The sequence below is a fragment of the Aquifex sp. genome, assembly GCF_056494385.1.
The window spans coordinates 1-19,833 of sequence record NZ_JBSLZM010000024.1 but is presented as its reverse complement, the minus strand read 5'-3'; the positions used below and the strand labels follow the sequence as shown (position 1 = coordinate 19,833).

The window sequence follows — 19,833 nt, the reverse complement described above, 5'->3', positions numbered from 1 at the left end:
AGTTATGAGGGTTCCCGACATTATTTTTTACCTTTTCTTCCAGAAGGAGAGTGAGAAAGCGAGAAGGAATGTTGAGGAAAAATACAGGGAAATAATAACGGGAAAGAGGGTTGAAAAACCTTCTGACGACCCGGTCTCCTTTGTGAAAATCCAGGAGCTGAAAAAGGAGATAAGTTCCCTTTCTCAGTTCAGCAGGAATAGATTATTTTCGGATACCGTTCTCACCTATGCGGACACACTCCTGTCGGGTGTTGAAGACCGACTAAAATCCCTTTACGCTTCCCTCCTGAGGGCTTCCAACCAGATACTTAGCACCGACGAACTTAAAGCTATAGGAAAAGAGTTTGAGGAAGCCCTGAAGGTGCTCTTAAACGTCGCAAACGAAAAGATAGGAGAAAACTACGTTTTCTCGGGAGTTTCACTAACCACGAAGCCGTTTGACGAAAATACCCTGGATTACATAGGAGGTAGTCAGGATTTTGAGGTTCTTGTAGATGAAAGTTATAGGATAAAAACATTTCTGAGGGGGGATTACGTTTTCGGTGTAACTACATCGGACCCGAACGTTAACAACGTTTTCAAAGTTATAAAAAGCATAGCTGACAAGCTAACAAGCGGGAACAGTCCCGACCAAACGGACATAGATAACCTTAAGAAATCCTACGACCAGATAGTAAAGGTGAGGAGTGAGATAGGGAGTGTCTTAAGGGAGCTCAGGAACGTTCAGGAATACCAGGAAGAGAGAAAGGATACCCTTGATAAGATTAGGTCCGATAACGAGGATGCGGACCTTGCAAAATCCATAAGCGATTACGAAAGATTTAGGCTAACCTACGATGCTATTATGAAGCTCTTTGCAAACCACCAGCTCAGTATACTTGAGTATATCTAAACGAGCATTCTCTCAACAAAGTTGACGTCGTGTTTACCCTCTATGAACTCCTTCTGGGTTAAAACTCTCTTGTGAAACTCAATATTCGTTTTTAAGTTTTGTCCTTCAACCCTGAACTCCTCAAGAGCTCTTTTACCCCTCGCTATAGCTTCCTCTCTTGTTCCTCCCCAAACAATTAATTTAGCTATAAGGGAATCGTAGTAGGGCGGTATTGCATACCCCTGGTATATATGCGTATCAACTCTCACACCCGGCCCGCCGGGAATTCTTAAGGTCTCAATAAGTCCGGGAGAAGGCATAAAGGTATCGGGATCCTCCGCATTTATCCTGAACTCTATCGCAAAACCGTTTATCGCTACTTCGGAAAGCTTTATCTCCTCACCCATGGCGGCTATAATCTGAAGCTTAACTATATCGTATCCCGTAACCATCTCCGTAACTGGGTGTTCTACCTGTATCCTTCCGTTCATCTCCATAAAGTAAAAGTTTCCGTCCTCGTCCATTAAAAACTCAACCGTCCCGGCAGAGGTATATCCCAGAGCCTTGCAGAACTCCGCAACTTTTTCTGATATCTCCTTTCTCTTTTCTTCACTTACCGATACACTGGGAGCTTCCTCTATAAGTTTTTGGTGTCTCCTTTGAATTGAACATTCCCTTTCTCCTAAAACGTAAACGTTTCCCCATTCATCAGCTATTACCTGAAACTCTATATGTTTTGGCTTCATAACGTATTTCTCAAGGTATAGCCTTCCGTCTCCGAAGGCTGTTTCAGCCTCCTTTTTTGCAACGGGGAACTTTTCTCTTAGCTCCTTCTCGTCTCTTATTATCCTTATTCCCCTTCCTCCTCCACCGGCGGCAGCTTTTATAACCACGGGATAACCTATCTTTGAAGCGAGCTTTAAGGCATCTGTAAACTCAAGGGGCTCCTCACTTCCCGGAACCAGAGGAAGACCTACCTCCTTCGCAACCTTCTTCGCAAGAACCTTATCTCCTATTTTTGCCAGAACTTCCGAAGAAGGACCTATGAATTTAGCCCCGCTCCTTTCAACTATTTCTGCAAACTTCGGATTTTCGGATAAAAAGCCGTATCCCGGATAAACCGCATCAGCTTTACTCACCTCAAGGGCAGCCATTATTTTGGGAATATCAAGATAACTTTCTGAGGGATTCGGGGGACCTATACATATAGCTTCGTCCGCAAGCTCAACATGGAGGCTGTTTTTATCAGCTTCCGAGTAAACCGCCACGGTTTTTAATCCCAGTTCCTTACAGGCCCTTATAGCCCTTACCGCTATCTCTCCTCTGTTTGCTATTAATACTTTTTTGAACATTAGAATAAATTTTAAATCTCGGATAGGAGTTTATCCGCAAGCATCGCGAGTTCTTTCAGATACTCCGCTGACCTGAGAAACTCCCTCTTTTCATAACCGCTCAGATTAACGAGCTCATAGTCCTCAACTCCTTTCCTTCCCAAAACCACCGGAACACCTATGCATACACCTTCCGATTCGTAGTGCCTTGCTGCTTCCCCCTCAAGGTAAACGGAGCATGGAAGCACACGCTTCCTGTCGTTAAGGATAGCTTCAACCATTATCACCACCGAGGCTGCGGGAGCGTAATAGGCGGAGCTTCCCATAAGGGAAACTATCTGAGCTCCTCCCTTTTGAGTCTTTTCAATAAGTTCGTCTATTTCCTTTGCCTTAAAAACCTCCTCTATGGGCTTGTCTCCTATGAAGCTGTGGGACATGACGGGAACCATTAGGTCTCCGTGAGTTCCCATAACCAGTGTTCTGATATCCGCGTTTGATACGTTCAGTCTTTCCTTTACGAAGCTTTTAAACCTTGCGGAGTCGAGAACTCCCGCCATGCCTATCACCCTTCGCGGTTCAAAACCCGTGAGCTTTATGGTTGCGTAAGTGAGTGTATCGACCGGATTGGAAACGACTATAACTATGGCGTTTTTTGCGTAATTCTTAACAGCATCGGTAAATCTTTTGAGAATTTTAAGATTCTCAAGAAGTAAGTCCTCCCTGCTCATCCCTTCCCTTCTGGGTATACCGGCGGTTATAACGACAACGTCCGAATCCCCGAGTTCCCCAAAACCTTCTTTGTCATAGGATACACCCTTCACGTTTATGTCCAAGTCCATGAGGACAGCCATCTGCTTAAGGTCAAGAGCTTTAGCCTTTGCGGGTTCAAGTCCCTCCTTATACCTTGCAAAAAGGTAAATATCCGCTATTCCCAGTATTGTAAGAAGGTAAGCGACGTTCTCGCCTACCCTTCCCGCACCTATTATGCTTACCTTGGGTTTTTTCATAAGAGATATCTTACTCTTTCTTTAAGAACTCAAGCATATCCCTAACCCATTCGTAAAGCTCTTTCGTTATTTGCTCATAACTTTTCGCATCGGGATATACGGGTTTCCCGAACATAACCTTTATTTTTTTCGGTTTAGGGAACTTTTGGTATATGGACCAGGCCTCGTATGCCCCGTATATAGCCACGGGAACTATTGGGACTTGAAGCTCCCTTGAGAGTATAGCAACACCCTTTCTAAACTCCATAAGCTCCCCCGTCCTCGTTCTTGCACCTTCGGGAAAGATAACAACCACCTTTCCGTTCTTTAATGCGTAAGCGGTTTTCTGGAGGGACTCCTTCAGACCTTTGTTTAGATTAACCGTTATGACGTGTGCAAGCCTGCCGAAAAGTGAGGTTATGGGATTGCTAAAGTAAGCTTCTTCACCGAGGAAGTAGGTCTTTTCCGCTACATACTCAGGTAATACGGAAGCTATAAGAAAGGCATCAAGGTAGCTCTGGTGGTTCGGAGCTATTATGAACGGAGGTTTTGGGAGATTTTCAAGACCTCTTACGTCAACCCTGTGGTATAGCTTAAAGTAGAGTTTAAGAATTAGTCTACCAAGGTTAAATATAAAAGGGTAGTGAGAGAGATTGTAAGACTTAACCTCTTCAAATATATCTTTCCAAGAGATTTCCCTGTGTTCCACTTTTGCCCTCTTCTCTCCAACGAAGTTTATAAGCTCCTTTACAAGCATATTCTTTGCGAGTTCCTCTTCAGTTACACTTACTCCGAAATTCTTTTCTATGAAGCCAAGAAGCTCAACCTTCGCGAGTGAATCAAGCCCTAGGTCTACCTCAAGGTGGTCCGAGGGAAAAACTTCTTTACCGGCCAGCTTTTCAAGAAACTCCTTTATTATCCTCCCTTCCTCAGTGCTGAATACCGTGAGGTCTTCTTCCTTCCTTACGTATTCCTCCGCCTTCTCGTATATACCGGGGAGTAAGAAACGCCTGAGTTTTCCGAGTCTCGTTTTTGGTAGTTCCGTGTTAACGATCTTGAAGCCCGCTACCCTCTTCCACTCGGGAAGGGTTCTGTTTACTTTATCCAAAACCTCCCACTTTATCGTCTCGTAAATGTTAACAGCTCCTCTTTTCTTTAATTTCTCAAAGTCCGGATATATTAGCGCGTAAAGCCTTCCGTTCTTCTCAAAAACCCCGACTTCCTTAACGAGGTCCGATACCTTTAAAATTTTTTCTTCAATCTCTTCGGGAAATACGTTTTTTCCGCTTCTGAGAACTATAATTTCCTTTTTTCTTCCCGTTATATAAATGTATCCTTCCTCGTCTATATATCCGAGGTCTCCCGTATACAGCCATCCGTCTATAATTACGTTTGCTGTTTCTTCGGGTCTGTTCCAGTATCCCTTCATTACGTTATCGCCCTTTACTACTATTTCACCATCGGGTGTAGTATTCACCCTAACCCCTTCTATGGGAACACCCACTGAACCGAGCTTTATCCTGCCGGGCGGATTGAAGGATACTATCGGTGAGGTTTCGGTAAGTCCGTATCCTTCTATCACGGTAAAACCAAGTGTTGTTAAATCCTTTGCGACATCCAGGGGAAGCTTAGACCCACCGCTCACCATATACTTTATCCTTCCCCCGAAGGCATCGTGAACCTTTTTGAAAACCCTCTTTCTTAAACTCTCTAAATTAACCCTTGCCATAAGCTTAAACAGAAGCTTAGCGATAAGGTTTTTCTCTATCTCCTCCGTTATTCTTCTGTGAAAGAGCTGGTAAAGCCTCGGAACACCGACGAGTATTGTTATCTTATACTTCCTGAGTTTTTCCGCAATATCCTCTGGGGTGAGCTTATCAAGAAATACAACAGTAGCACCTATATAAAGGGGAAGGAGTAGGGTTGTCATTAAGGGATACATGTGATGAAAGGGAAGTATTGCGAGGGTTGAATCTTCCTCATTTGCTATTCCTACGGAAACAACTCCTTTTATGTTTGAAAGAATGTTTTTGTAGGTGAGCATAACACCCTTCGGGTTTCCCGTGGTTCCCGAGGTGTAAGGAAGGAGTGCAACGTCCTCCTCTGAGCGTCTTACTTCGCCTTTCCAAGGGGCGGGAAGGAGTAAGTTATCAACGTTTATGAGTTCTATACCCATATCTTTTGAAGCCTCTTTCACCTTTTTTTCCGTTTCCTTTGAACAAAATACGAGGGAGGGTTTTGAGTCGCTGAGTATATACCTTATCTCATCGGGAGTTGACATAAAGTCTATCGGGACGAGTATACCTCCCCTTTTCCACGTTCCGAAGAGGGTGTAAACCCACTCGGGTCTATTTTCCATTACTACCGCAACCCTGTCGTCAGGAATAATGTCTATGAGGTTCGCAAAGGAGAGAACATTTTCTATAAGTTCCCTGTAGCTTATCTCTTTTTCCCTGTAAATAAGTGCGGTTTTATCTTTCTCCTTCAGAAACTCCATTTTCCTTTTTAAAGTAAATCACAATCTCAACCCTGTTGTTTCTTTCCATTAGTATGTTCTGTCTCCATCTGTATAGAGGTCTTGTATCTCCGTATGCTACAGCTGTTAACTTGTTATGGGGAAATCCTCTTTCTTCAAGGTATCTCAGGACTTCCGTAGCCCTCCTTCCCGAAAGTTCCCACTTGTCTTTAACGAGGGGATTTTTCACCTCAACGGTTGGACTTACGTGTCCTTCAATCCTTACAGAGCTAACCCTATCCTGAATTTCTATCAAGGAAGGAGCTACCCTCTCAATGGTCTGTATGGCTTTTCTCGTTAACTTATAGTCTCCGTCTTTAAAGAATATCTTGTCAAATATACGGAGCTTGAGATACTCTTCCGAAACGACTATCTGGTAAGCCCACGGGGGCAAAACTTTACTTATTCTCTTCTTTATCTTTACCGCATAATCCTTCGGATGGATTATAGGTTGAACTATCGAAGTTTTCTTCGGATAAAACTCGGGGTTTTTCCTAAAGTAAGAAAGGAACTTTTCAAGAGCGGGAATCTCAAGGGTGCTCATCGCATAAAGGAGTATGAAGAACGTAAGTAGAAGGGACATTAAGTCCGAGAAGGAGGTAAGCCAGGCCGGCGGTTTCGGACATTCCTCCTTTTTCTTGAAGGCCATCTTTTCACCTCACGGAGTGAGCTTTATACAGAACTCAACTCTTCTGTTCTTTCTCCTTCCTTCGGGTGTTCTATTATCCGCTATGGGTTTAGTATCAGCATACCCCACTGCGGAGAGCTTGTCAGGGGGATATCCGCATACCTGAGTAAAGACCCTAACCACGCTTATAGCCCTGCTTATTGAGAGCTCCCAGTTGCTCGGATAACGGGGCGTTAATATAGGTCTGTTGTCCGTGTGTCCTTCTATATCGATAGGAAGGGAAAAGGGAAGAAGTCTTTCGCAGAAAGATAGTATTAGAGCTCTGGCTTCCGGGTAAAGCCTGGCACTTCCGGGTGGGAAAAATCTGTCGGTGTTTATCCTCACCCTCAGACACTCACCCGTAACGGCGTAATCACTCCATATTCCCCTACTTGAAAGCTCCCTTTTAAACTCCTGAAGAACTTTTTTTAACTCCTTGTATTTTATCTTTCTGAAGTAAAAATTTTCCATAGGTATGTTTATCCTTCTTCCTTCGGGCAAGTTTCCCTGTTCAAAAACTACGGATTGAGCTCCGAATGCAGCAACTATTCCCTTAAGAACCTGATAAAACTTCTCAAGTGAGATTATGCTCATGGAGTAAAGGAGAATAAAAAAGGTGAGAAGTAAGGACATTAGGTCTCCGAAGGAGGTAAGCCAGGCCGGCGGTTTCGGGCACTCCTCCTTTTTCTTGAAGGCCATAACTTACACCTCTTCGGGAAGCTCAACACCGAGCATAATCGCTACTTCCTGTTTTATTACGTTCGGATTTTCCCCCTTCTGTATTTTTTCAATCGCTTCTACGTATATGCTCTTTACGAGGAGTTCTATATCTTTTGCCTTCTTCAGCTTGTTCGCAATTGGTATGGCAAAGGCGTTTGCAAGTATAGCCCCGTAAAGGGTTGTTATAAGTGCAACCGCCATACCCGGACCAAGAGCGGAGGGGTCGTTCAGGTTTCTCAACATCTGAATAAGACCTATGAGTGTTCCTATCATACCAAAGGCGGGGAAAAGGTCCGCAAGTTTTTCCCAGACGGCGACTTCTGTAGAAAGCTGTTCGTCAAGCTGGGCAAGGGCGGTTTCAGCGGTTGCCTTTATATCGTTTATGTCTATACCATCAACCAGCATTCTTATCATATCTCCCAGTAGGGGGTCCTTCTGGTAGTAAAGCTCTATATCTCCCTCAAGGGAAAGTATTCCCTCCTTTCTCACCTTCGTTGCTATCTCACCTATAGTTTCTATAACCTCGTTCAGGTCGGGAGGCTTCCACAGGAATGCCTTCTTTATCGCCAGAACGCCCCTTATAAAGTCCTTGAGCGGAAAGGCTCCCATAGCGGAAGCCATACCACCGCCGATGACAATAAATATAGAGGGAATGTTTATAAACGCGGTTACACTTCCCCCTATGAGTATTGATATAAATATTAACAGGAACGCGGCTATTATACCGATAATCGTTCCAACATCCATTTCTTTTATAGTTTATCGGTTGATAAACGCTTTTTTGAAGTTAGTTTCTTTAATTTACCTCTTTCTCACCAGGAAAATACCGTCTCTAACGGTGAGTAGAACCTTATCAACCCTCGGGTCTTCCTTTATCATCTCGTTCATACGTGCTATCGCCCTACTTCTGTTATCCTTCGGAGCGAGAACTTGACCCTCCCAAAGTGCGTTATCAATAGCTATAATTCCACCTTTTCTTAGAAGTTCAAGACACTTCTCGTAATAGTAGGGGTATGAGGACTTATCCGCATCTATGAAAATAAAGTCAAAGCTTTCCTTTTCAAATTTTTCAATAACTTTCCTGGCATCCCCTACAACGACTCTTATCTTCTTGCCCCAATGAGCACGCTCTATAAAACTTTTGGCCATCTTAGCATACTCGGGATTTATCTCTACTGTTATTAATTCCCCATCCTCGGGAAGTCCCATAGCCATCATTAACGCGGAAAATCCCGTAAACGTTCCTATCTCCAGAACCTTTTTAGCACCCGAGATTTCAACAAGCATTTTCAAGAGGTTTCCCTCAACCCTTCCCGTAAGCATTTGAGGAAGCTCTGTGTTCTTGTACGTAAACTCTATTAACTCCTCAAGGAGAGGATGAAGCTCGGAAGAGTGTTCCTCAACGTAAGCTTCTATATCATCAGGACATATGTACCCCATTATCTACAATATAATTCAACAACTTTCTTTATTATCTTCGTCGTTGAGATATCATAAGTAAACGGTATCGTTAAAACCCTTCCTCCGTAGCTCTCTACGAACTCCCTTCCAACAATCTTTTCAAGGGGCCAGTCTCCACCCTTTACGAGAACGTCCGGTCTTATAGCCTTTATAAGTCTTTCGGGTGTGTCTTCCTCAAAGATTACAACGTAATCAACAGGCTTTAGGGAAGAAAGAACCTTTGCCCTGTATTCCTGGCTGTTTATAGGCCTCTTTTCTCCCTTTATGCGTTTAATTGAGTTATCCGAGTTCAGTCCCACAACGAGAATATCCCCTAACCTCTTCGCCTTATCAAGGTAATCAACGTGTCCGGCGTGAATTATATCAAAACACCCGTTCGTGAAAACAACTCTCTTACCCTTTTTCCTTTCCCTTTCAAGAATTCCCAAAAGTTCCTCGAGACTTATAAGCATCAGTTGAGGTCAAATATCACCGTTTTTATCTCCGTGTAGTCTTCTATGGCAAACTTAGGACCTTCTCTTCCTATACCCGAATACTTCATACCCCCATATGGCATATGGTCAGCCCTGAAGGTGGGTCCTTCGTTTATGAGAACACCTCCCGCTTCTACCTCCTTTATACATTTCCAGGCAATCTTTACGTCCCTTGTGAACACCCCTACTTGGAGCCCGTAGTCGGAAGTGTTAACCCACCTTATAGCTTCGTCTATTTCCTTGTAAGGGTTTACTACAACAACAGGGGCAAATGCTTCCTCCTTAAAGAGTTTTGTATCTTCAGGGACTAAGGAAACTATGGTAGGTGAAAATACTGTTTCGTCTTCCGCACACCTGAGTCCTCCCGCCTCAATTTTTGCTCCTTTTTGAACAGCCTCGGATATCCATTCCTGTATTCTCTCAAGTTCAGATGGTGCTATCATGGGGCCCAGGTCGGTGCTTTCGTCCATGGGGTCCCCTACCTTTAGCTTACTTACCCTTTCCTTTAGCTTTTTCATAAACTCTTCGTATAGGTCCTCGTGAACGAATACCCTCTGAACCGAGATACAAACTTGGCCGGCTATAGCGTATCCACCCTGGACGGTCTTCTCCACAGCCTTATCTATGTCTCCGTCCTTATGGAGTATGATTGCAGAGTTTGAACCGAGCTCAAGAACAAGTTTCTTTATACCGACCTGACGGGCTATTATGTCTCCTACTTTCCTGCTTCCGGTAAAGGAAACTACCCTCACATCCGGGTGTGTTGTCATAGCCTTACCCACATCCCCGAACCCGGGAATTATTGAGAGAGCCTTGGGAGGAAGACCTGCTTCAAGAAGTATCTCTCCGAGCATGAGGGGTGTAAGCGGTGTCCTTTCTGAGGGCTTTAGAATTACCGCGTTTCCCGCTGCAAGAGCCGGTCCGACCTTATGCATTGAGAGGTTAAGGGGAAAGTTAAAGGGCGTTATTGCGGAAACTATACCTACCGGAACCCTTATGTAAAAGCCCACCTTTCCTTTACCGTTAGGATGGGCGTCCATGGGAAATGTTTCTCCGTTTATTCTCTTTGCTTCCTCGGCCGAAAATATAAGGGTTTGTATAGCCCTCTGAACTTCTGTTCTCGCTTCCCTTATAGTTTTTCCAACCTCAAAAACGAGTGTTTTTGCAAACTCCTCCGCCCTCTCCTTTAGGAGCTCTGCAGCCTTCATTAAAATCTCGTATCTCTCATAAGCTGTAAGGGAGGATATTTCCTTAAAACCTTCCTTAGCCCTTTCAATTGCCTTTTCAACATCCTTTTCATCACCTTTAGGAACACTTCCTATAACCTTTCTGGTGTAGGGATACACGACCTCTATCTTTTCCTCTTTGTCCACCCACTCACCGCCTATGAGCATTTTCTTCTCTATCATCTTTCCCACCTCAAAGTATGTATCTGCTTATCTCTTCGTCCTTTACGAGTTCTCCCAGTTTAGCCCTTACGAATTTAGCGTCTATTATTATAGTTTGACCCTGCATATCGGGAGCGTTAAAGGATATATCTTCAAGGAGTTTTTCCATAACCGTGTGCAGCCTTCTCGCACCTATGTTTTCCGTCTTCGTATTTATTTCCTCGGCTATTCTCGCTATCTCCTCTATCGCATCTTCCGTAAACTCAAGGTGAACGTCTTCCGTCTTCAGAAGCTCTATATACTGCTTCGTTAAAGCGTTTTCGGGCTCCACGAGAATTCTCTTAAAATCATCTTTCGTCAAGGGTTTTAATTCAACCCTTATAGGAAATCTTCCCTGAAGTTCAGGAATGAGGTCTGAGGGCTTTGCCATATGGAAGGCACCCGCACCTATAAAGAGTATGTGGTCCGTCCTGACCGGTCCGTATTTCGTATTAACGGTAGTTCCCTCAAGTATGGGAAGGAGGTCCCTCTGGACACCTTCCCGAGAGACACCCGGACCATGTCCAGGAGTCTTTACAGCTATCTTGTCTATCTCGTCTATGAAGATAATTCCGAAGTTTTCAGCTCTATATATAGCCTCTCTCGCTACTTCCTCCATATCTATGAGCTTTTCCGCTTCTTCTTGCTCAAGTATCTGGAGAGCTTCCTTCACCTTAACCCTTCTTCTCCTTCTTGAGGGAATAAGGCCGGAGAGCATTTCTTTTATCTGGTTTTCAAGTTCTTCAAGGCCCGGTGGACCCGCTATCCCCACCATGGGAACAACTTTTTCTTTTACCTCTATCTCTATCGTTCTGTCGTCAAGTTCTCCCCTTCTGAGCTTTTCCCTCAACTCCTCCCTCTTTGCTGTATCTTGAGACTCCCTTATTCCGAAACTCGTAAACTGCCTCGGTATGAGGTAATCAAGAACCCTTTCTTCCGCCAACCTCCTCGCCTTCTCCCTCACCTCCTCCATTTTTTCTTTTTTAACCATCTGAAAGGAAACCTCTACAAGCTCCCTCACCATACTCTCTACGTCCCTTCCGACGTATCCTATCTCGGTATACTTTGTAGCCTCAACCTTTATGAAGGGTGCGTTTATAAGATTTGCGAGTCTGCGTGCTATCTCGGTCTTCCCGACACCCGTCGGACCTATCATTAGTATGTTTTTCGGTATTACCTCATTCCTCAACTTCTCAGGAAGCTTTTGTCTCCTCCAGCGGTTCCTAAGGGCTATGGCAACCGCCTTTTTTGCTTCCTCCTGTCCTACAACGTATTTATTCAGTTCTTCAACGATTTTTTTCGGTGTTAGCTCCTCAAGAAGCTCAGAAAGGGATTTCGTCGTCATCTTTTCCCTCTTTCGTGGGTTCCATAAAAGTTTCTTTAACTATCCTATCAAGGAATGCGTCAAGGTCTTCGGGAAACTTCTCAAACTCGTATTTTTCGGGATAAACCCTCTCAACAACTTCGGGAGGAGGATTCCCGAAACCTATAGCAGGGACTATTCTCTTTGCTCCCCTTCTTACCGCTTCCCCGATAGCGATTCTGTAAGCTTCTCTAAGGGCGGTCTCAATATCTTTAAACCTGTCTATCTCCTCGCCGAGCTCGTAAAGGGTTATATCGTATGCGTCCTTTTGAAACCTATCCCAATCCTTGACTTTTCTTATGTAATACTTTCCCTTTTCCCCTGTTACTTCTACAGACTCAAGGGAGTCAAGCCTGAAGGTGAGGATGTAGTAATCAACTAGCTCCCTATCCGCGTAAACGTCAATGAAAAAGAAAAACTCCATATTAAGAATTTATAATATCCTCTTATAAGGTAAAAAGCAAAGTATACTAAGTTAAAAGTTTATCCTATGAGTGGGGCTTATATAGAAAAGCTTGTTGTTGAAGGCTTCAAATCCTACGGAACTAAGAGGAAGGAGATACCTATAGGGGAAGGATTTGTAGCGATTGTGGGTCCTAACGGGGCGGGAAAGAGCAATATAGGTGATGCAATATCCTTCGCCTTAGGATTAAGCACCGCAAAAACACTTAGGGCTAAAAACCTTTCTTACCTCATATTCTCAAAAAACGGAAAAAGGGGGGATTTTGCGGAGGTTGAGGTTCACTTCAGGAACCTGGGAGCTTTTCCCGTAGAAGAGGAATATATCATTGTCTCAAGGAGGGTAAACAAGGACGGAAGAAGTGTGTTTAAGATAAACGGAAATCCTGTAAGGGAGAGAGACCTAAAGGACTTTCTCGCAAAGGCAGGTATATACGAGAACGCCTACAACGTAGTTTATCAGGGAGACATAGTAAAGTTCTTAAAGCTTACACCCATTGAGAGGAGAAAGATAGTTGAAGAAGTTGCGGGCATAGGGGAATACGAAAGGAAGAAGGAAAAGGCATTAAACGAACTTGCGGAAGTTGAGATAAAAATAAAAGAACTGGACATAATCCTTGAGGAGATAGAAACCTATTTGTTAAAGCTTAAAGAAGAGAGGGAAAAACTTCTAAAGTTTAGGGAGCTCAACAAAAAGAAAAGGGAGTATGAAGCAAAGATATTGTTAAAGGAAAGGGAAAAACTTCTGTTAGAGAGGGAAAAACTAACAAACGAGCTCGGAAGTTTGAGAAAAGAGCTTGAAAAAGTATTAAATGAAATAAATGTAAATAAAAATAAACTTAATGTTGAAGAGAAAAAACTTAAGGATTTAAACGATAAAATACTTCCCTATAAGGAAAATATAGGAAAACTCCTCTCGGATATAGAACATATAACGAGAACGATAAGGGAAAAGCAAAGGGAAAAAGAAGAAATTGAGGGGAAATTAAGGGAACTGGAAAAGCTACTTTCAGATTTAAACAAAGACTTAGAAAAACAAGAAAGGGAACTGAAAGAGCTAAGAAGTTCTTACGAAAAACTCCTTAAAGAGTATGAACACCTCAAAAAAGTTGAAGAAGAAAAACTGAAAGAACTTGAGAATGAAGAGGAAAACCTGAAGATAACGATAAATGAGGTTAAGAAACTTGAAGAAGAAAAGGAGATAATTTCGGGTAAACTCGGAGAATTAAAAGAAAAAAGAGAAAAGCTTCTCTCAACCCTTAGGGATTACAACTATAAAATAGAGAAAACCCAAGAGGATATGAAAAGAATCAAAGAAGAATTTAAAGAAAAAGTTAAAGAAGCAAAAGAGAAAGAAGAAGAACTTTTGAGATTAAAAGAGATAAAAAATAGGGAAGAGAAGGAACTAAAGCGTTTAAATGAGGAATTGAGAATTTACGAGAAACGGCTTAAAGAAGTAAGAACAAAGATTGAAGAAGTCATTAAAGAAAGAGGAATTATTGAAGGAGAAATAAGTGAGTATTTAAATCCCTCGGATGTGTTTAAAGATATTAAAGGAGTCCACGGAAGCGTTTCGGAGCTAATAAATGTAAAGAATCCCGAACACATTACCGCAATAGAAGTTGCCGCGGGGGGAAGGCTGAGGTATATCGTCGTTGAAAACGAGGATGTTGCAAAGGCGTGTATAGAGCTTTCAAAGAAGTTAAACCTCGGAAGGTTCAGCTTCATACCTCTAAACAGAGTAAATGCCGAAAAGAGAACACTAAGGTATCCGAGAATTAAGGGAGCGGTTGACTTTGCGGTTAATCTCGTAGAGTATGACCCAATATACGAAAAGGTTATATGGTTCGTTTTCGGTGACACGCTTATAGTTGAGGACTTTGAAAGTGCAAAGGCAATAGGAATAGGAAGCTACAGAATGGTAACCCTTGAGGGTGAGCTTTTTGAAAAGAGTGGTGTAATAACGGGAGGGAGTTACAAAGTTAAAGGGGAGCTCGGGAAGAAGTTAAAGGAGGAAAGATTAAGGGAACTTAAGGAACTGGAAGAGAAGCTAAAAAAAGAGGAAGAAATAATCCAGAAGAAAATAAGGGATATACGTTTCCTATCCTCGGAGAAGTTCGCAATACTAAAAGTAAGTGAAAAGAAAATAGAGGAACTCAAAAAGATTTCATCAGAAATTCTTGAGGAAAAATACAGGAAAAAAGTAAAAAAAACTGAAGATTATTTAAAATTTATCTACGAAAAAGCAAAAGAGTTAAAAGAAAATATAAACAAAATTGAAAAAGAAATAAAATACTACGAGGAAAAGCTTAAAAACCTTAAACTTAAAGAGGAGGACGTAAAGATATATTACACGAGGAGCGGAATTGAGGAAAAGAGAAGGGAATACAGCAAAGTAAGGAAAAAACTTTTAGAAAAGGAAATAAGACTAAGGGAAATAGAGAAAGAGCTTAATAGAAAGGAGAACGAGATTGAATACTTGAGGAGAGAATTAGAATCAAAGAAAAATGAATTTCTTTATATGAACGATAAAATCAGTAAGATAACGGAGGAATTAAGAAAACTATCCGAAGATAAAGAGAAAAAGGAAAGGGAAATAAAGGAGAAAGACAGGGAATTTTACGAACTTACCGAGGAAAAGGAAAAGGTGGAAAGGGAAATAAAGGAAGTAAAAAGTCTCTTGGGAAGTCTCAGCGTGAGAAAGGAGGAAATAGAGACTAAGGTTCACGAAATGGATAAAAAACTTTACGGACTGGAAGAGGAAATTAACCGTATAAATAAATCCTTAGAAGCGTTTAAAGACTTACGATTAGAACGCGTGGAGGATAGTGTAAACAAGCTTAAGGAAGAACTGAGAAAAATTAACAGGGATATAGAGCTCCTCGGAAACGTAAACTTCGGTGCAGAAGATGACTACAACGAGGAACTAAAGAGGTATAACGACTACAGGGAAAAGAGGGATAAACTAAGGGAGGAGAGCAAGGTAATAAAGGAAATGATAGAAGAGCTTGAAAAGAAAAAGAAAAAAGTTTTTATGGAAGCGTTCAGGAGTATAAACAAACACCTAAAGGAGATTTTTTCCTTTCTCTCCCCGGGTGGAAAGGCAAGCATGAAGCTTGAAAACGAAGAAGACCCATTCAGCGGAGGTATACAGCTTACGGTGAAACCACGCGGAAAAGACGTTCAATACCTTGAAGCCATGTCGGGAGGTGAGAAAACACTCGCTGCACTATCTTTAATATTTGCAATTCAGGAATACAGACCATCTCCCTTTTACTACTTTGACGAAGTTGATGCTCACCTTGATGAAGCAAACGCGAGAAAGATAGGAGAGCTCATAAAGGAAAAGTCAAGGAAAGCACAGTTTATAGTTGTAACCTTGAGGGAAGTTGTTGCATCCTTTGCTGACAGAATAATAGGAGTTAGTTCAAGGGGAGGTGTTTCAGAAATCTTCTTCCTTGAAAAGGAAAAAATAAGGGTTTAACCGCCCGCAATGGCGGGCACAATGGAAAGTGTATCCCCGTCTTTTAGTTCAGTATTAAGACCTTTAAGAAAGCGAACATCTTCGTCATTAACGTAAAGGTTTACAAACTTCCTTAGTTCCCCGTTTTCATCTATCAGCCTCTCTTTAAAACCCGGAAACTGCTCTTCCAGTTTCTCTATCGCTTCCCTAACACTTTTTGCCTCTACTTCAACCTCTCCTTGTCCGTTAGTGAGCCTTCTAAGAGGTGTAGGCACTCTAACTATAATACCCATCTTCTACCTCCATACAAAATTTTAAACGTATTTTTCAAAACTTAGGAAGAATAAAAATAATACTATATTCTAAAGTATTTATATAAGTGAAAATCAAGCACAAATAAGGAAAAACTATGAAAAATAAAGGAAAAAGTCCTTTAAATAAGCCTTAGGAGGTGAAAGGGGATGAAAAAAAGCCTTTTAGCTATCGGTTCAATCCTGGCTATTTCTCCCTTTGTTTTAGCTACAAACGGAGATAACCTCATAGGAATTGGGCCTGCTTCAAGGGGAATGGGGGGAATAGGAACGGGAATGCCCGTAGGACCAATAGACTCCATATTCAGAAATCCTGCGTGGATGCCCTATTACAACACGAAGAAGTTCTTCCTAAGCTTCGGTGGAATACTCTTTATGCCTAATGTTAAGGTGAGTTCAAAAATGATTATGGATGCAGATGATAACGACCCTAATAGTGGACCAATGACTTTCGGAACACAAGGGAGAGTAAAAAGCGATGCAGATACCTTTATAGTTCCAGAAGTAGGAATAGTTCACAAGATTAACGAAAGACTCGCGGTAGGTATAGGGGCTTTCGGTGTATCCGGTATGGGTGTAGATTTCCGGGATAAACAACTTATGAATGTAAGCCCTGACCCGAATAATCCTTACTATACAAACGCTTTATCAAAGATGCACACAACATTCCAGTTTATGAGAATTACCCCCGCAATAGCCTATAAGGTTAACGAAATGATATCCATAGGTGGTGCTCTTCACATAGCATGGGGTTCACTGGACGTAGGAGCGGAACTTTGTCAATTCACTGATGAGGACGGAGATAAGCTCCCTGCTCCTAAGGGATGTTGGAACGCAAGCGGAGGACAATCTCAGGACTTCGGAGTAGGATTTAGCGTAGGTGTGGCTTTAAATCTCGGTGACTTTATTTTCGGCGGTCTTTACTATCAGTCTCCCGTATCTATGAAATATAGGAACGTTTTTGATAGTAATGGTGACGGAAAATTTGAAGATATGAAGCTCCAACAACCCCAGGAAGTGGCGGTAGGTGTAGGTGTGAAACCGCTTGAAAACCTAAAGGTCGGTCTTGACATAAGGTGGATTAACTGGTCCGATGCGGATGGATACGGAGATTTTGATTGGGAGGACCAATTGGTTTTCGGAATAGGTGGAGAGTTCAAACCTGTAAAGAACATCGCACTAAGAGCAGGTTGGAATTACGGAAAATCTCCAATAAGGAGTAAGGATAACCTAAATGGAATGCAAAGAAACAACCAGATTCCCAATTTTGATGCAAGGTTTTCGGACTATGAACTTTACTGGTTTAACTTGGTCGGATTCCCCGCTATAGCGGAGCACCACTTAACACTCGGTCTTAATTGGAAAGTAACGAATAACTTTGATGTGGATCTATCCTACGTTTATGCTTTTTCAAACACGGAAACTGCAAAAATGGCAGGAGGTGGGGCGGAGGTTTCCGCAAAGATGGTTCAACACTCCATAGGTATAGGGCTCAACTGGTCTTTCTGAGCCCTTTCTTCTTTTCTAAAATCTTTTCCAGAGCTTCTTTTAAAAGTTTTAAATCTTCATCCGTATAGTTAAGGGAAGCAGTAAGTCTCAGTCTTGCCATACCCTTCGGAACCGTCGGATACCTTATAGCTTGAAGAAAAATTCCTTCCTTTAAGAGTTCGTCCCTCATTTTTAACGCTTTTTCTTCTTTATAAACGAAAATAGGAATTATAGGTGTTCCGTAATACTTAAAGTCAAGTCCCGTTTCCTTTAAAATTTTTAGTATCTTCTTCTCCTTTTTCCTCAAATTATTTATTATTAATGGATCCTCTTCCACAATTTCCACCGCTTTTTTTACTCCTGCACACACAGATGGAGGAAGAGAGGTAGAAAATATAAGGCTTCTTGCTTTATTAATTATGTATTCAACCAGCTTTTCGGAACCGCAGATAAAAGCTCCGTATCCACCGAGAGCTTTTGAGAGTGTTCCCATAACTATTATGTAATCCTTGAAAGAAATTCCGAAGTAATCAAGGCCTCCCCTTCCTATGGTTGCCGTCGCATGAGCCTCATCTATATATAACATGCAATCGTATTTCTCACATATCTCGGTGAGTTTTTTTAGATTTGCTATATCTCCATCCATGCTAAAAACTGTATCCGTTACTATTAAAGCTCTTTTGTATCTTTTCCGATTTTTACTCAGAAATTCTTCAAGTTCTTCATAATTTAGGTGTTTAAATACATATTTATCCGCTTTGGATAGACGAACACCGTCTATAATCGAAGCGTGGTTTAGTTCATCACTGAGAACTATGTCTCCCTCTCCAGCCAAAGCCGATATAACACCTACGTTTGCTAAAAATCCGCTTCCGAATAGAACACACCTCGGGACATTCTTAAAATCTGCTAACTTTTCTTCAAGCTCTCTGTGATACTTTGTATAACCCGAAACGAGTTGAGAAGCCCCCGAACCCAACCCGGCTTCTTTTAAAACTCTTATACTCTCTTCTATCACCTCGGGATGCCTTCTAAGGCCGAGGTAATCGTTTGAACAAAAATCCCTTAATCCCTCTAAAACCGTCCTTTCCCTGTAAAGGTTCTCCCTTTTTAACTTTTCAAGCTCCTCTTTAATCCATTTCATCTTAAGCCTATAATGCTCCTTAGGTCCGAGCAGGTTATATGGGGTTCCGTTCCCTTTATAAAAACCATATCAACCCCCTCACAGGTCTCATCAGCAAGGACTAAATCCTTCGGATTAATCTTAACGACTATATCTTCAGGGGGTAGCTTAAAGTCTTCGTCGGGATATAGCTCCGTAGCGAAGCGCATAAAGTTTATCCATATAGGTAATGCGACTCTTGCACCGCTCATGTGTTCACCCAGAGACTTTTTAACATCGTATCCGACCCAAACACCCGTAACGATGTAAGGAGAAAATCCTATAAACCAGGCATCCTGATAATCGTCCGTTGTTCCAGTTTTTCCCACTACAACTTTTTTAAGAACTCTTGCCCTCCTTCCCGTTCCCTCAAGAATAACAGCTCTCAGCATATCAACGAGAACCCTTGTCTCGGGAGCCGGAAGGACTTCCTTACACTGAGGTTTGTTCTCTTCAAGAATATTTCCGTTTTTATCTTCTATTCTCTTTATAAGGAATGGTTTGCACCTCACACCTAAGTTTGCGAAAACCTGGTATGCTGATGTGAGCTCAAGGGGAGTAACTTCAACGGTTCCCAGTGCTAAGGAGTAGTAAGGTTTTAGGTTGTTTAGTCCTACCTTTCTCCCGACATCAAGAACAATCTTAAACCCAATTTTGTCAAGTAAGTTCACCGCAGCGGTGTTTACGCTATGTGCAAGGGCAAACCTGAGCGTAACGCTTTTATACTCCTCGTTGTTGTAATTCTTCGGTATCCAGTCTTCTCCTTTTGAAGGGTCGTAATAGGGCTTCGGACTTGCGTCAATAGTAGATATTTGGGTCATGCCCTTGAGAAGAGCACCAAGATATATTATCGGCTTTATCGCCGAACCGGGTTGCCTCAGGGCTTTTGTAGCTCTGTTAAACTGGGAGTATAAATAACTTCTACCACCCACAAGAGCCTTTATTTCCCCCGTCTTTACGTCTATACTGACAAGACTCCCCTCAAGGTCGGGTATTATCTCAACCTGTTTCCCTCCCAGATAACGGACAAAGATGTATTTATGCCCTTTTATCGGAAGATTTTTAATTTCTCCGTAAAACTTCCTTCCGTGAATTTCTACCTCCATCCTGTTTCCGTCGTAAGAAAGTATTTTCGC

At 42.2% G+C, this 19,833-nt stretch carries 17 protein-coding genes; 3 read left to right on the top strand and 14 right to left on the bottom strand.

Features of this window, described 5'->3' with window-relative positions; translation table 11 throughout:
• The first annotated feature begins 4 nt into the window (after nucleotides 1-4).
• Nucleotides 5-892 carry a flagellar hook-associated protein FlgL gene (gene flgL / locus ACWB1W_RS01790; protein ID WP_479369684.1) on the top strand — a complete coding sequence of 296 codons (888 nt, stop codon included), beginning with the start codon at nucleotides 5-7 and terminating at the stop codon, nucleotides 890-892.
• Here the strand turns inward: flgL and accC are convergent.
• The 11 genes from accC to ACWB1W_RS01735 are packed head-to-tail and all read right to left on the bottom strand — an operon-like array spanning nucleotide 889 to nucleotide 12,238.
• Nucleotides 889-2,223, bottom strand: a complete 1,335-nt coding sequence (gene accC, locus ACWB1W_RS01785) for an acetyl-CoA carboxylase biotin carboxylase subunit (protein ID WP_479369683.1) — start codon at nucleotides 2,221-2,223, stop codon at nucleotides 889-891. The genes flgL and accC overlap by 4 nt on opposite strands.
• An 11-nt stretch (nucleotides 2,224-2,234) precedes the next feature.
• Nucleotides 2,235-3,209 (bottom strand): malate dehydrogenase, encoded by a 975-nt coding sequence (locus tag ACWB1W_RS01780; protein ID WP_479369682.1) that lies wholly within the window; start codon nucleotides 3,207-3,209, stop codon nucleotides 2,235-2,237.
• A 10-nt stretch (nucleotides 3,210-3,219) separates the two neighbouring features.
• Nucleotides 3,220-5,685 carry an AMP-binding protein gene (locus ACWB1W_RS01775; RefSeq protein WP_479369681.1) on the bottom strand — a complete coding sequence of 822 codons (2,466 nt, stop codon included), beginning with the start codon at nucleotides 5,683-5,685 and terminating at the stop codon, nucleotides 3,220-3,222.
• A complete protein-coding gene (locus ACWB1W_RS01770) occupies nucleotides 5,660-6,352 on the bottom strand; it encodes an OmpA/MotB family protein (RefSeq protein WP_479369680.1) in 693 nt (230 codons plus the stop codon). The genes ACWB1W_RS01775 and ACWB1W_RS01770 overlap by 26 nt, the downstream gene beginning before the upstream one ends.
• Nucleotides 6,353-6,361: 9 nt before the next feature.
• Nucleotides 6,362-7,069 carry an OmpA/MotB family protein gene (locus ACWB1W_RS01765; protein WP_479369679.1) on the bottom strand — a complete coding sequence of 236 codons (708 nt, stop codon included), beginning with the start codon at nucleotides 7,067-7,069 and terminating at the stop codon, nucleotides 6,362-6,364.
• A gap of 3 nt (nucleotides 7,070-7,072) precedes the next feature.
• The gene (locus ACWB1W_RS01760; protein WP_479369678.1) at nucleotides 7,073-7,837 is read right to left on the bottom strand and encodes a motility protein A; all 765 of its coding nucleotides are present in this window, start codon (nucleotides 7,835-7,837) and stop codon (nucleotides 7,073-7,075) included.
• A gap of 54 nt (nucleotides 7,838-7,891) precedes the next feature.
• The gene (locus ACWB1W_RS01755) at nucleotides 7,892-8,530 is read right to left on the bottom strand and encodes a class I SAM-dependent methyltransferase (protein ID WP_479369677.1); all 639 of its coding nucleotides are present in this window, start codon (nucleotides 8,528-8,530) and stop codon (nucleotides 7,892-7,894) included.
• Nucleotides 8,530-9,003 (bottom strand): D-glycero-beta-D-manno-heptose 1-phosphate adenylyltransferase, encoded by a 474-nt coding sequence (rfaE2, locus tag ACWB1W_RS01750; protein WP_479369676.1) that lies wholly within the window; start codon nucleotides 9,001-9,003, stop codon nucleotides 8,530-8,532. The genes ACWB1W_RS01755 and rfaE2 overlap by 1 nt, the downstream gene beginning before the upstream one ends.
• On the bottom strand, nucleotides 9,003-10,433 hold the full coding sequence (locus ACWB1W_RS01745) for an aldehyde dehydrogenase family protein (protein ID WP_479369675.1): 1,431 nt from the start codon (nucleotides 10,431-10,433) through the stop codon (nucleotides 9,003-9,005). Before ACWB1W_RS01745 ends, rfaE2 begins: the two co-directional genes overlap by 1 nt.
• A 10-nt stretch (nucleotides 10,434-10,443) precedes the next feature.
• The gene (gene hslU / locus ACWB1W_RS01740; protein ID WP_479369674.1) at nucleotides 10,444-11,796 is read right to left on the bottom strand and encodes an ATP-dependent protease ATPase subunit HslU; all 1,353 of its coding nucleotides are present in this window, start codon (nucleotides 11,794-11,796) and stop codon (nucleotides 10,444-10,446) included.
• On the bottom strand, nucleotides 11,774-12,238 hold the full coding sequence (locus tag ACWB1W_RS01735) for a hypothetical protein (RefSeq protein ID WP_479369673.1): 465 nt from the start codon (nucleotides 12,236-12,238) through the stop codon (nucleotides 11,774-11,776). The genes hslU and ACWB1W_RS01735 overlap by 23 nt, the downstream gene beginning before the upstream one ends.
• Nucleotides 12,239-12,304: 66 nt before the next feature.
• Here ACWB1W_RS01735 and smc point away from each other — a divergent pair, with 66 nt between their 5' ends.
• On the top strand, nucleotides 12,305-15,757 hold the full coding sequence (gene smc / locus ACWB1W_RS01730) for a chromosome segregation protein SMC (protein WP_479369672.1): 3,453 nt from the start codon (nucleotides 12,305-12,307) through the stop codon (nucleotides 15,755-15,757).
• Here smc and ACWB1W_RS01725 read toward each other — a convergent pair.
• Nucleotides 15,754-16,029 carry a ubiquitin-like small modifier protein 1 gene (locus ACWB1W_RS01725; RefSeq protein ID WP_479369671.1) on the bottom strand — a complete coding sequence of 92 codons (276 nt, stop codon included), beginning with the start codon at nucleotides 16,027-16,029 and terminating at the stop codon, nucleotides 15,754-15,756. The two genes, smc and ACWB1W_RS01725, sit on opposite strands and share 4 nt — an antisense overlap.
• A 168-nt stretch (nucleotides 16,030-16,197) precedes the next feature.
• On the opposite strand from ACWB1W_RS01725, the gene ACWB1W_RS01720 reads away from it, so the two are divergent.
• Entirely contained in the window at nucleotides 16,198-17,556 is a 1,359-nt protein-coding gene (locus ACWB1W_RS01720) for an OmpP1/FadL family transporter (protein ID WP_479369670.1), read from the top strand.
• On the opposite strand, the gene bioF is transcribed toward ACWB1W_RS01720, so the two are convergent.
• Nucleotides 17,540-18,679: an 8-amino-7-oxononanoate synthase gene (bioF, locus tag ACWB1W_RS01715; protein ID WP_479369669.1), complete on the bottom strand. Its 1,140-nt coding sequence runs from the start codon at nucleotides 18,677-18,679 to the stop codon at nucleotides 17,540-17,542. The two genes, ACWB1W_RS01720 and bioF, sit on opposite strands and share 17 nt — an antisense overlap.
• The coding region (locus ACWB1W_RS01710; protein WP_479369668.1) for a penicillin-binding transpeptidase domain-containing protein at nucleotides 18,676-19,833 on the bottom strand (1,158 nt) is incomplete at its 5' end. The genes bioF and ACWB1W_RS01710, both read right to left, overlap by 4 nt.